15 protein-coding genes are annotated in these 12,808 nt (G+C 53.3%); 12 read left to right on the top strand and 3 right to left on the bottom strand.

Going from position 1 to position 12,808, the window contains the following annotated elements:
• Positions 1-15: 15 nt before the first annotated feature.
• Entirely contained in the window at positions 16-1,482 is a 1,467-nt protein-coding gene (locus tag HNV11_RS09435) for an aminotransferase-like domain-containing protein (protein ID WP_171739426.1), read from the bottom strand.
• Between the two features lie 106 nt (positions 1,483-1,588).
• Here HNV11_RS09435 and HNV11_RS09430 point away from each other — a divergent pair, with 106 nt between their 5' ends.
• The 3 genes from HNV11_RS09430 (at position 1,589) to HNV11_RS09420 (ending at position 3,047) form a co-directional block, all read left to right on the top strand.
• Entirely contained in the window at positions 1,589-2,212 is a 624-nt protein-coding gene (locus HNV11_RS09430) for a pyridoxamine 5'-phosphate oxidase family protein (RefSeq protein WP_171739425.1), read from the top strand.
• A 66-nt stretch (positions 2,213-2,278) separates the two neighbouring features.
• Positions 2,279-2,722, top strand: coding sequence for a GNAT family N-acetyltransferase (locus HNV11_RS09425; RefSeq protein WP_171739424.1), 444 nt, complete (start codon positions 2,279-2,281; stop codon positions 2,720-2,722).
• Positions 2,715-3,047 (top strand): cupin domain-containing protein, encoded by a 333-nt coding sequence (locus HNV11_RS09420; RefSeq protein WP_171739423.1) that lies wholly within the window; start codon positions 2,715-2,717, stop codon positions 3,045-3,047. The genes HNV11_RS09425 and HNV11_RS09420 overlap by 8 nt, the downstream gene beginning before the upstream one ends.
• A gap of 55 nt (positions 3,048-3,102) precedes the next feature.
• On the opposite strand, the gene HNV11_RS09415 is transcribed toward HNV11_RS09420, so the two are convergent.
• A complete protein-coding gene (locus HNV11_RS09415; protein WP_171739422.1) occupies positions 3,103-3,831 on the bottom strand; it encodes a universal stress protein in 729 nt (242 codons plus the stop codon).
• Between the two features lie 318 nt (positions 3,832-4,149).
• Here HNV11_RS09415 and HNV11_RS09410 point away from each other — a divergent pair, with 318 nt between their 5' ends.
• The 7 genes from HNV11_RS09410 (at position 4,150) to HNV11_RS09380 (ending at position 10,331) form a co-directional block, all read left to right on the top strand.
• Positions 4,150-5,073: an MBL fold metallo-hydrolase gene (locus HNV11_RS09410; RefSeq protein WP_171739421.1), complete on the top strand. Its 924-nt coding sequence runs from the start codon at positions 4,150-4,152 to the stop codon at positions 5,071-5,073.
• Positions 5,074-6,003, top strand: a complete 930-nt coding sequence (locus HNV11_RS09405; protein WP_171739420.1) for a helix-turn-helix domain-containing protein — start codon at positions 5,074-5,076, stop codon at positions 6,001-6,003.
• Positions 6,004-6,045: 42 nt separating this feature from the next.
• Positions 6,046-6,897, top strand: a complete 852-nt coding sequence (locus tag HNV11_RS09400; RefSeq protein ID WP_171739419.1) for a carboxymuconolactone decarboxylase family protein — start codon at positions 6,046-6,048, stop codon at positions 6,895-6,897.
• 18 nt (positions 6,898-6,915) lie between these two features.
• Complete coding sequence (locus HNV11_RS09395) at positions 6,916-7,917, top strand: aldo/keto reductase (protein WP_171739418.1); 1,002 nt, start codon at positions 6,916-6,918, stop codon at positions 7,915-7,917.
• A 214-nt stretch (positions 7,918-8,131) separates the two neighbouring features.
• The gene (locus HNV11_RS09390; protein WP_171739417.1) at positions 8,132-9,124 is read left to right on the top strand and encodes an aldo/keto reductase; all 993 of its coding nucleotides are present in this window, start codon (positions 8,132-8,134) and stop codon (positions 9,122-9,124) included.
• Positions 9,125-9,165: 41 nt separating this feature from the next.
• A complete protein-coding gene (locus HNV11_RS24210) occupies positions 9,166-9,396 on the top strand; it encodes a twin-arginine translocation signal domain-containing protein (RefSeq protein ID WP_171739416.1) in 231 nt (76 codons plus the stop codon).
• Positions 9,372-10,331 (top strand): aldo/keto reductase, encoded by a 960-nt coding sequence (locus tag HNV11_RS09380; RefSeq protein ID WP_171739415.1) that lies wholly within the window; start codon positions 9,372-9,374, stop codon positions 10,329-10,331. The genes HNV11_RS24210 and HNV11_RS09380 overlap by 25 nt, the downstream gene beginning before the upstream one ends.
• Before the next feature lie 82 nt (positions 10,332-10,413).
• Here HNV11_RS09380 and HNV11_RS09375 read toward each other — a convergent pair whose 3' ends face one another.
• Positions 10,414-11,313 carry a helix-turn-helix domain-containing protein gene (locus tag HNV11_RS09375; protein ID WP_171739414.1) on the bottom strand — a complete coding sequence of 300 codons (900 nt, stop codon included), beginning with the start codon at positions 11,311-11,313 and terminating at the stop codon, positions 10,414-10,416.
• 157 nt (positions 11,314-11,470) lie between these two features.
• Here HNV11_RS09375 and HNV11_RS09370 point away from each other — a divergent pair, with 157 nt between their 5' ends.
• Entirely contained in the window at positions 11,471-12,322 is an 852-nt protein-coding gene (locus HNV11_RS09370; protein WP_171739413.1) for an aldo/keto reductase, read from the top strand.
• Positions 12,323-12,334: 12 nt separating this feature from the next.
• Positions 12,335-12,799: a cupin domain-containing protein gene (locus tag HNV11_RS09365; protein WP_171739412.1), complete on the top strand. Its 465-nt coding sequence runs from the start codon at positions 12,335-12,337 to the stop codon at positions 12,797-12,799.
• Positions 12,800-12,808 lie beyond the last annotated feature (9 nt).

Here is a 12,808-nt window from a genome sequence, read left to right as displayed (position 1 = left end):
GTAACCTCCTGCTCGTTACCAGATCACTTTCTTCAGGATCATAACGCTTTGTTCCAGCTCGGCTTCGGTGCTTGACGCGAAGCCAAGCCGCGTGCCGTTCAGCCGCTGACCGGGCGGATTATGCGCCAGACCACTCGACAGAAACAGGCCCGACCGGCTGGCCCGCTGCGCGACAGCCTCCATATCGATAGCTCGATCAAACCGGGTCCAGATGGCCAGCCCACCGTCTGGACGGCCGAACTGAACCCTATCGGTTAACTCGCTCGTCAGGAGATCGCAGAACCGGTCGAGACGGGCGTAGTAGGTGCGCAGCGCTTTGCGGAAGTGCCGTTTCAACTCGCCCGACTTAAACAGTTGCCCCACAGCAAATTCGAGCATAGGATCGCCCTGCCGGTCGATGATGCGCCGGAGACGGGCCAGTTCGTCAATTACCGCGGTCGGTGCGACAACGTAACCGATTCGGAACGCCGGTGCCACCGACTTCGTCAGCGAACCAATGTAAATAACCATCCCCCGCCGATCCGCACTGGCCAGCGGCAGAATCGGGCGACTGAGGTAATGAAAATCATAATCGTAGTCGTCTTCCAGAATGGCAAATCCGAACGTATTGGCGAGCTGCAGCAGCCGCACGCGCCGATCCATACGTAACATTACGGTCGTGGGGTAATGGTGGTGGGGCGTAACGAACACCAGCCGGATTGGTTGCCTTTCGCAAAGTGCAGCCAGAGCCTCTACGTCAATACCGTGCTGGTCGACCGGTACGGTTTGTACTGTTGCGCCTGCTTTCAGAAAATTCATGGTAGCCCCCGCCCAGGTTGTTTCGCCCGTAACAACCACGTCGCCGGGCTGTAACAGCGCCTGACTACTCAGGTGAATCCCCATAATACTACCCCGAGTAATGAGAATATTATCGAGCGTTGTTTGCAGGCCCCGCGTTTCGTTCAGGTGGGTTGAGAGCTGTTCGCGCAGCAAGGGGTGACCTTTCGTATCGCCGTACCCAAAATGCTGCTGCGGATTTCCCCAGCGAAAATAAGAGCGGTAGGCCCGACTTAATTCATTCATGGGCGCCAGCCGGATGTCCGGGAACCCGTCATCCAGACGCAGCCCCGCCTGATTTGTCAGCACGGGTCGCTTCAGGAACGGGAGCGACTGAACGTAATAACCGGGCTGCTCATTCGCTTTGCTGGTTGGCAATTCGACAGCTACGGGCTGCGGCCTGACTTCCGGTACGTGGGCAGCTACGTAGGTGCCACTCCCCGCCCGGCTTTCGAGCCAGCCCTGCGCCAGTCCTTCGTCGTAAGCGGCCACCACTGTCTGGCGGTTCAAATCCAGCAGTTGAGCCAGTTGGCGCGTTCCCGGAAGACGCTGTCCAGCCGCCAGCGTTCCGTTACGGATGAGCTGATTCAACTGTTCGCTAACCTGCACAAAAACAGGTATAGCCGAATGACGATCAATTACGATTAAGGATTTATACGGAAGCACAACCGGACTACTGACTTTACAAAAACTGGACGATTTACCTAGACCGGCAAAGTTAGAGATTTAAACTCAATTCAATTAGAAGGAAGAATGAATTGACCAACAGCTTATGCAAACCGTCCTCACTACCCCCAGTCGTTTGGCCAAACGTGCCCAATACGACGAAACTACTATTCATGCCATTCTGGATGAAGCGCTGTTCTGTACGGTCAGCTACGCTATAAATGGTCAGCCAATGGCCATTCCAACGGCATTCGCCCGGCAGGGAAACAGATTGTATATTCACGGTTCGGTGGGCAGCCATTTCATCCGCGCCATAGAAACCGGTGGACGGGTTTGCATTACCGTTATGCTCGCCGATGGGCTGGTGCTGGCGAAATCGGCCTTTTCGCACTCGGTGAACTACCGGTCGGTGGTGATTTTTGCGCAGGCGGAAAAAGTAGAGGATGCAGCCGAAAAGATGCAGGCGCTGGCCTTACTGACCGATCATCTGATACCCGGTCGCTGGGACGATCTGCGTCCCACCACCCAAAGCGAGTTACGTAAAACAACCGTACTGGCCTTTTCACTGGCCGAGGCTTCGGCCAAAACACGCACAGGCGGTCCAAACGATGAGCCAGAAGATATTGACCTGCCAACCTGGGCGGGCATCATTCCACTACAGACGGTACGGCTGACACCAGTTGCAGCAGACAGCAGCCTGGACGTGCCAATTCCCCAATATCTGTTATAAATCTTGGTAGTCAGCGCCGGGAAAGCAAATAGTGTTACGTTTACGTTACTGAAGTAGCTACTTGCGATGTCTATTCGACCATACCAACCGACCGATGCTGATACCCTGTTATCAATTTTTCGCCGACACGTACCGAATGCATTCGGTGAAGAAGAGGTAGCTGAATACGCCGATTTCCTGAATACGTTTACGGACCCGTATTTCGTAGCCGAACACAGCGGTCAGGTAATTGGAGCGTGTGGGTATTACGTGGTGGCGGATGGGCAAACGGCCCGTATTGTCTGGATACTCACTGACCCGGACCGCATAGGTTCAGGCGTTGGTAGCGCGTTGATGCAGCATACTCTCAACGAAATTAGCCAACACCCCGGTGTTCGGCATATCGAATGTCGCACTTCGCAGGTAGCCTACCATTTTTTTGAGCGATTCGGGTTTCGGCTGCAGTATACTGAGTCCAATTTCTGGGTCCCCGGTCTGGACCTGTATTTCATGACGTTATCCCATGACTAGCCCTTTCACGCTGGAAGATGGGCTTAACAAGTTACGGCGTAGCCCCAATGAGTTTGTACAGTTGTTTGCGCACGGCAGTCTGGTCGTTGAGTTTTACAAACCCGACAAAATTGATAAACAGCAGCCGCACGCGCGCGACGAGGTGTACATCATTACGTCCGGCACCGGTACATTCGATTATGCGGGCACAATCATGGCGGTTAAACCCGGCGACCTGCTGTTTGTGCCCGCTGGTATAGAGCACCGCTTTGAAAACTTTACCGACGATTTTGCAACCTGGGTTTTGTTCTATGGACCCGTGGGTGGCGAACAGGGAAATGAATAATCCGGTGCAGTCGCTTCCTCTGGGTTGACTGCACCGGATTATTTGAATAAGCAACTTACTTGGGTTGATGATACACCAACACCGGCACCGACGATTTTCCAATCAACGCCGTGGTGCGGTTAGGATGCAGTAAACCATCCAGAAAACCCGACTGCGGATACAGTTCCATCACGATCAGATCGGCATGCGCATCATCAAGCTTGTCGTCGGTCAGTACGGTTAGCTGCGCGTCAAAGGCTTCTACCAGCGAGTCGGTCTGGGTCGATACATCATTTTGGGTCGTGCGCGGCTGCATGGCGTAGACAATCGTTTGTACCTGCGCTGGCCGAACGGCGCCCCCATCCGGCAGAGTCGGCACAATCAGCACCGGGCAGAGCGCTTCGCCCGCTACGTCGGTTACGGCACTGCCCGCCAATCGGTCGAAAAACGTATTCAGTTCACTACGACCCATGACAATCAGGTCGGCCGAATACTCGCGGGCCGCATCGAGTATTTCATCGTCCACCGAGCCAATGCGCCATTCCGTCTGAACAGATAAGCCTTCGGCTTGTAATTCGACGGCTAATTCATTCAACCGCCGACGACTAATCTCTTCGATCTCCTGCGAAGCCGTTACACCCATGCCCGGATCACCGATAGTAGGCAATGTAGAATCCGGAATAATGGGCTGATATACGTGCAATAGGGTGACGGTAGCGCCGGTTTTACGGGCAAACAACCGAACCCAGTCGAGAGCGGCAGTGGTATTGGTAGAGAAATCTGTGGGGAATAGCAGGTTTGTCATACGCGCGTGAATCGGGTTTATGAGCATCAACAAACGAAACGGCTAACGTTCCCAAGCATTTTCTCATTTTACCTGCTTTTCCGGCTCCCTGAGTTTTTACAGGCTATCAGCTTTGGGCTTTTCAGGTGAATGAAGGAGAGTTCTGCTGAGAAGTACCGTACCAGTAGGCCAGGCATTTTATCCTTACCCAACGGTGGGCAGTAGGTATCATCTGTAATAATGGTAAGTAATCCTGTAATCGGTATACAGGCGGGTTAACGGAATCACCGGACCTTTGTTCTTATTAAAAGCCAGCGACTTACGCGCTAACATAAGAGCATGAAGATTCAAACTATAGCCATAATCATTACCTTTCTCATCGGGTTGATCCGTTTGGGTAACGCCCAATCCACGGCTGACAGCACCCGGCAGGGGACGGCTAAGACCGTTGAAAAGAAGTATCAGGCCCGCGCCCCGAAAACGCAGCCGTTCGGAGCCGAAGCCTTTGGACCGTCCAGGCAGACTACCGTGCGCTGGCTGGGTTTCGCCGGTTTTCTGGTCAACAGCCGCGGGACAACGTTTATGATCGACCCGGTGCTGGAAGGCTTCGATATGCCCGTGCTGATTGATTTCCCGATTGCGCCCAAAGCCGTTCCCCGTCTGGATGCCGTATTAGTAACCCACGCGGATAATGACCACTTCAGCGTACCGACGAATCAGGATCTGAAAAGAGCCACCAAAGCCTATCACTCAACGATCTATGTCGATTCGCTCATGCAGAACCTCGGACTACCGGCCTTTGGCCATACTATCGGTGACAGCTTCAAATTTGGCCGGGTAAAAGTCACGCTAACGCCAGCCGATCATGCCTACCAGAATGCCTATCCAGGCATGAGCAAGCGCCATTTTAAAAATGAAGATGCCTGTGGTTTCTGGCTTGAAACACCCGATGGTACTATCTGGGCACCAGGCGACTCCCGGCTAACGCCTGGCCATCTGTCCATGCCCACACCAGATGCTATTTTCTTTGATTTTTCTGACAGCGAATGGCACTTTACGTTTGAAGGCGCAGTGAAAATCGCCAACGCGTATCCGAACAGTCCGCTGCTGCTCTGCCACTGGGGCTCGGTGGATGCGCCGGATTTCAGCCCGTTCAACGGTGACCCCGCCCGGCTGGCGAAAGCGATTGTCAATCCCGGCAGAATCAAGGTGCTGGCTCCGGGCGAGCCGTTCATTCTCAAACCCATAAAGAAAGGTAAGTAGATGGATAAAATACGGAAACTACAAAGCGTGGGCCAGTTCAATGCCGAGCGTGGTCAGCGGGTTCTGCATCCGTTAGTGAGTGTGCTGGATCAGTCCCAGTCCAGGCCGGTGCAGACGGGACGCTGGCTGTCGGAACTCTACATCGTGTTTCTCAAGCAAGACAAATGTGCGCCTTTGGTCTATGGCCGCCAGCATTACGATTACGACGAGGGCACCATGCTGTTCATCGCACCGGGACAGGTATTTGGCCTGGAAGAGGACGAAGCCGAAAGCATACAGCCGACGGGGTGGGCCCTGGCCTTTCACCCCGATCTGATTCGGGGTACGGCCCTGAGCCAGCACATGAAAGAATATAGCTTTTTCGCCTATGAGGCCAACGAAGCCCTGCATCTCTCCGATCGGGAACGAGCGCTGGTGGTGGAATGCTTTCGGAAGATTGGAGATGAGCTAGCCTACCCGATTGATAAGCACAGCAAACGATTGATTGCCACCAATATCGAACTCCTGCTGAACTATTGTGTCCGGTTCTACGACCGGCAGTTTATTACCCGCGACCACGTTCACAAGGACGTACTGGTCCGGTTTGAAGCGCTGCTGGATGATTATTTTGGGTCCAATAAGCCCCAAACCGGGGGACTGCCCACAGTAAGGTATTGTGCCGAACAGCTCCATTTGTCCGCTAATTATTTCGGCGATCTGGTGAAGAAAGAAACCGGCCAGTCGGCTCAGGATTATATCCAGACCAAAGTAATCGAGCTATCCAAAGAACGCATGTTCGATTTGAGCAAATCCATCAGCGAGATTGCCTACGAAATGGGGTTCAAGTACCCGCAGCATTTTACCCGGCTGTTTAAGCAACGGGTGGGCCAGTCGCCAAACGAGTACCGTCGGACTGCAGCCGCGGACGGTCGCGAGCGGTTGTTGAATTAGCCGCCTGTCTCTTCCAATCTGTTACTTAAACCAAGCCTTTGTATGAAACGCAGCCTATTGCCGCTGGGCCTGACATTGCTCTTGTCGGGGAGCGTATTGGGGCAAACTCCAAATAAACCATCTTCAAAAAAGGCCCTGGACGCCAACCGGGTCGAGCGCGCCCAAACCAAGTACGAAGTACTGTTTGGCCAGCCCATTACGGCCAGTAAAACTGACCCCGAGCTGATGACCATCCTACAGCGGTTCATTTTCGGCGAAGTGTTTTACGTTGGAAACCTGGATGACAAAACGCGGGAATTGATCACCATCACCGCGCTCACCACCAACCAGACCTTACCGCAATTAACCCCGCACACCAATGCCGCGCTCAACGTCGGTGTAACGCCAGTCCAGATTCGGGAGGTCGTGTATCAATGTGCGCTGTTTATCGGCTATCCCAAAGTGCTGAATGCGCTGGAGATCATCAACAAGGTATTTGAGAGCCGGGGTATTAAGCTGCCCCTGGAGAATAAAGCAACCGTCCAGGAGGGTGAACGTTTCAAGCGGGGACGCGAAAAGCAGGCTCCGCTCTACGGTGATGCCATGAGGCAGAACATGAAAGTCCTGCCGGGCGAATTTGCGGAAGCCATTCCCCGGATGTTGACCGAATCGGGTTTTGGCGATTTCTATACCCGCGAGGGCCTGGATCTGAAAACCCGCGAACTGATGATCTTCTGCGCCCTGGCCACCTTAGGCGGCACCGAACGACAGATGGCTTCCCACGCGGCTGGCAATCTGAAAGCAGGCAACAGCAAAGAAACGCTGCTGGCCGCGATGGTGCAGCTCTATCCGTACATCGGTTTCCCTCGCATTTCCAACGCTATCAACGTCCTGAAAGACGCTAAAATTGACTAAGCCCAAAACATAACCGTCATGCAAACAAGAACATTGGGAACGAATGGCCTGAACGTATCCGCGCTGGGATTAGGCTGTATGGGCATGAGCTGGTCCTACGGGCCGCCCAAAGACAAAGCCGAAATGATTGCCCTGCTGCGGGCCGCCGTTGAGCGGGGCATAACCTTCTTCGATACTGCCGAAGTGTACGGCCCTTACCATAACGAAGAACTATTGGGCGAAGCGCTCGAACCGTTCCGCGGGCAGGTGGCAATCGCCACCAAATTCGGCTGGGCACCGGCTTCCGAAAGCGAAGCCAACGCCCGGTGGAATGCCCTCAACAGCCGCCCCGAGCACATCAAAAAAGTAGTGGAAGGCTCCCTGAAACGCCTACGTGTCGACGTAATCGATTTGTACTACCAGCATCGGGTTGATCCTAACGTACCCATTGAAGACGTAGCGGGGGCGGTACGCGACCTGATTCAGGAAGGAAAAGTCAAGCATTTTGGCCTGTCGGAAGCGGGGGCTCAGACCATTCGGCGGGCGCATGCGGTTCAACCGGTGGCGGCCCTGCAAAGTGAATACTCACTCTGGACCCGGGAGCCCGAAAAAGAGATCCTACCCACGCTGGAGGAGCTGGGCATCGGTTTTGTGCCCTTCAGTCCGCTGGGCAAAGGCTTTCTTACTGGTAAGATTGACGAAAACACCAAACTTGACGCCACGGATTTTCGCAGCACCGTACCCCGATTCTCTGAGGAAAACCGGAAAGCGAATCAGGCCCTGGTCGATTTACTAAACCAATTTGCCGAGCAGAAAGACGCTACACCCGGTCAGATTGCGCTGGCCTGGCTATTGGCCCAAAAGCCGTGGATCGTGCCCATTCCGGGTACAACAAAACTCAATCGTTTAGAGGAAAATCTGGGTGCCGTCGAGGTAAACCTTACGGCCGACGACCTGCGCGAGCTGGAAGCCGCGGCTGCGAACATTCAGATTCAGGGGGCTCGGTATCCGGCCGAGATGGAAAAGAAAAGCGGCCTTTAATAGGGCTATGATGAACCAATGCCATGCTAGCTTTTCAAGGAAAAAGAGCCTTACACAATCAGCCAGGATATACATCTTCAGGCTCTTACCTTTTAGAGGCAAAACGTAAACTGTTTGAATTTCGTAATAAGTCGTTTGGTTCTCGCTGTGCCTGGCAAGCCTTCGGGCCTACTTTTGTTTTCATTAAATCCTGGCCTAATAAACGGATACAACAATGCAAAAGCGCGAACTGGGTAAGCACAAATTAGAAGTCTCGGCCATTGGGCTGGGCTGCATGGGCATGAGCTTCGGCTACGGCCCGGCTATAGATAAACAGGACGGTATTGCCCTGATTCGGGCCGCCGTCGAACAGGGCGTTACTTTCTTCGATACGGCGGAGGTATACGGTCCGTTCACCAATGAAGAACTGTTGGGCGAAGCGCTCGAACCATTCAAGGGCGAGGTAGTGATTGCCACCAAATTCGGCTTCAACATCGACGATGAAGGTAACCGGCTGGAAGGGCTTAACAGCCAACCGGAGCGCATTCGAAAAGTGGCCGAAGCCTCGCTGAAACGACTCCGCGTGGATGTGATTGACCTGTTTTATCAGCACCGCGTGGACCCCAACGTACCGATTGAAGACGTAGCCGGTACGGTACGCGATCTTATCCGGGAAGGAAAGGTGAAACACTTTGGCTTGTCGGAGGCTGGTGCGCAGACCATTCGGCGAGCTAATGCCGTGCAGCCAGTTACAGCCCTGCAAAGCGAATACTCGCTCTGGACTCGCCAGCACGAAGCCGAAATCATTCCGACTATTGAAGAGTTGGGTATTGGTCTGGTGGCCTATAGCCCGCTCGGTAAGGGCTTCCTGACCGGTAAGATGGACGAAAGCGCCCAGTTCGCCCAGGGTGACATTCGGAACATTCTGCCACGCTTCACGGAAGATGCCCGCAAAGCAAACCAGGCCCTGGTTGATTTGTTGAACACGTTTGCTGCCCGCCGAAACGCCACCGCAGCTCAGATTGCGCTGGCCTGGGTACTGGCGCAGAAGCCGTGGATTGTACCCATTCCCGGTACGACAAAACTGCACCGCCTGACGGAAAACAACGGAGCTGTGACCATTCAGCTAACCGCCGAAGAGCTTCAGGAGATTGAAGCGGCTTCTACCGAAATTAAGGTGGTTGGAACCCGCTACCCCGAACAGATGGAAAAAACGACGGGCTTGTAACCGCGTCTACCCTTTCCGCCAAACGCTTACCATAGAAAGCCATGAAGCCAGAAGAAACGAATCCATCCATTTCAGCGCAGTCAGACGGTCAATCGTTGGCCCGACGTAATTTCCTCAGGGCAGGCGCCACGCTTGGAGCGACTCTGGTGACAGCACCTGCCTTACCTAACGGGGCAACAATCGGTAACCAGTCATCAGAACTGGCTACGATCACGAACGCCGTACGCTGGGTTCAGGGAAATTCACCATGGAGGTGTCGTCGCTGGGGTTAGGCTGCATGGGCATGAGCTACCACCGCGGCCGGATTCCAGACCGGAAGGTATCGATAGCGCTGATCCGTAAAGCCGTCGACGAGGGCGTTACGTTATTCGACACCGCCGAAGTGTATGGTCCGTTCGTGAATGAAGAGTTAGTCGGAGAGGCTCTGGCTCCGATGCGGAAGCGTGTTATGGTCTCGACCAAGTTCGGGTTCAATATTCAGGATGGTAAAATAGCGGGCCTGAACAGCCGTCCCGAGTACATCCGCGCCGTCGTGAACCAATCGCTGAAGCGGCTCCGCACCGACTACATCGACCTGCTCTACCAGCACCGCGTGGACCCCAATGTACCCATTGAAGACGTTGCCGGTACGGTCAAAGACCTGATACAAGAAGGCAAAGTCAGGCGGTTCGGCCTAAGTGAAGCCAGCGTCCAGACCATCCGGAAAGCGCACGCGGTGCATCCGGTTACGGTGGTGCAAAGTGAGTATTCGCTGATGTGGCGGAAACCCGAAGAAAGCGTACTACCGGCCCTCGAAGAACTCGGCATCGGCTTTATCCCCTACAGCCCGCTATGCCGGGGGTATCTGGCCGGTATGCTGAATGAGCAGACAAAATTTTACGCTGCGAATGATAATCGCGCTGGTCTGCCCCGTTATACCCCCGAAGCTCTGAAGCTGAACCGGCCCATCGTCGATGCGCTCGTTGATTTCGGTATTTCCCGCGGCATGACGCCGGCTCAGGTTGCGCTGGCCTGGCTGCTGGCGCAAAAGCCGTGGATCATACCCATTCCGGGTACCACCAAAGCGGCCCACCTGGGTGAGAACCTGGCAGTTGCCGACCTGCAGATTGCTTCGGAAGAATTACAGGAACTGGGTAACGTCATCGCCAAAATCCCTATCCACGGCGACCGCTACACCGCCGAGGAACAACGGCGGGTGGAGAAATAGGCTGTACATAATCAATCCGGGAAGATTGATTCATTTTGCAGCGGGTCGGAGGCTTTGGCAAGTCTAGGCCTCGCTGGTTATTTTAGGAAACCTGCGTCCGGTATTCATTGGGCGATTGCCCGACCCGCTGCTTAAATACCCGGCTAAAATGCTGTGGATATTTGAAGCCTAACTCAAAAGCTACGTCATTGATCGTCTTGGCCGGGTCAAAAATCTTGTCTTTGGCGACATCGATCAGCTTGGACTGGATAAACTCCTGCGCTGTTTTTCCGATTTCTTTCTTCACCAGATCGCCAAAATAGCTGGGCGATAAATTTAACTGATCTGCACAGTAGGCCACCGAAGGCAGGCCATTTGTTTGCGGCTTTTCGGATCGAAAATACTGGTCAAGCAACGCTTCAAACCGTTCCAGAATGCCCTGATGCACATGCTCGCGGGTAAGGAACTGGCGGTCGTAGAACCGGACACAGTAGTCAAGAAGCAACTCAATATTGGCCACAACCAGTTTTCTGCTGTGTTTGTCGATGGCGTGCTGTAACTCGTACTCGATCTTGGCCAGACAATCCAGAAAGATCTGTCGCTCCCGTTCGGATAAATGTAGCGCTTCCTTGGATTGGTAGCCAAAAAACGTGTACTCCTGTATGTGTCGTCCCAGCGAAGTGCCCCGGATCAGATCCGGATGGAAAACGAGAACGTAGCCCTTTGGCTGATACGTTTCGCCGTTACTGTTCATGCCTGCCACCTGTCCGGGTGCCAGAAACACCAGCGTCCCCTCCTGGTAATCGTACGTATGCCGACCATACACCAGGTCACCACATTTCACCTCTTTCAGGAAGATTGTATAAAAGCCAAAATACATCCGGGAGCCCTGCCGGGGAGCCGCCTTCGACAAGTCGACGACACTAACCAGTGGGTGCAGGGTTTCGTTATTGTTAAAAGCATTGTAATCGCTTATTGTCTCAAACCGGAGCGGGTCGTTCATGTCGCTAATTGGTTCATTCAGTTCAAAATTAAGGAATGCCAGACGCTTTCCCGGATAGCCATCCCCTTAATCCGGAATATTGGTAGAAATGTCCGTAATCTGCATACTATCGGGGGTCAGGAAGTTATGACCTTTGTAAGGTTTAATAATGTAAAGCATGCAAACGGTCCGGTTAAACAATGGTGTGGAAATGCCCATTCTGGGGTTTGGGGTTTTTCAGATTCCTGACGTAAACGAATGTAAACGAAGCGTCCTGGATGCCCTTCACATCGGTTATCGGCTAATTGACACGGCGGCTTCGTACGGCAATGAAGAGGCAGTAGGGCGAGCGATTCAACAAAGTGATGTGCCCAGAGAAGATTTATTTATCACGACCAAGCTTTGGATACAATCTGATGGATACGACGGAGCCAAGAAAGCCTTTGACACTTCGTTGAAGAAGCTGCAACTGGACTACCTCGATCTATACCTGATTCACCAGCCGTACGGGGACGTTTACGGTGCGTGGAGAGCCATGCAGGACCTGTATAAAGAGGGTAGGATTCGGGCCATTGGTGTGAGCAACTTTCATTCCGACCGGCTGATTGACCTGATGGTTCACAACGAAATCGTTCCGGCCGTGAATCAGATTGAAACCCATCCGTTCAATCAGCAGATAGAAACGCAGGCATTCCTGGCTGAGAACGGCGTTCAGATTGAATCGTGGGGACCTTTTGCAGAAGGCAAAAACAATATATTCCGTAACGACCTGTTACGTTCGATCGGGCAACGATACAGCAAAAGCGTAGCTCAGGTTATTCTGCGGTGGCTGATTCAGCGGGGAGTCGTGGTCATCCCAAAATCGGTTCGGAAGGAACGCATGGAGGAAAATTTTAACGTGTTCGATTTTACACTAACCGAGCCGGATATGGCGGCTATTGCCGGGCTGGATACGGGTCAAAGCCTGTTTTTTGACCACCGCGACCCAGCTATAGTTAAATGGCTGGGCGAAAGAAAACTAACTACATAAATCAGTACGAATATGAACGGTATTGTTAATTGTAAACTCATTATGATTCTGCTCGTTGCTTCGCTGTCTACAGGGGCATTCGCGCAGGACGGAATCATCTTTCCGAAAGGCGAAAAATCGGCTCCCGACCATCATGTGGGAACGGTCTGGCTCAATGAATTAAGCAAGCCCGACAGCACCTTTACGTACAGCATCGCAATGGCCACTTTCGCGCCTAATTCCAGATTGCACTGGCATACGCATCCAGGTGGGCAGATATTGTTATTTACAGACGGGGTCGGCTATTATCAGGAAAAAGGAAAACCCAGACAAACCGTTCGCAAGGGTGAGATCATCAAGTGCCAGCCGGGCGTAGAGCATTGGCACGGATCAACCCCGACGAGTGGCGTTACGTATATTGCCACGACGCCTACCCAAAAAGGAAGAACTATCTGGTTTAAGCGGGTGACTGATGCAGAATACGCTGGCAAAAACTAAACTTAACAT

The sequence above is a fragment of the Spirosoma taeanense genome (assembly GCF_013127955.1).
Classification (GTDB): domain Bacteria; phylum Bacteroidota; class Bacteroidia; order Cytophagales; family Spirosomataceae; genus Spirosoma; species Spirosoma taeanense.
This window is presented reverse-complemented; position numbering and strand designations above follow the sequence as displayed.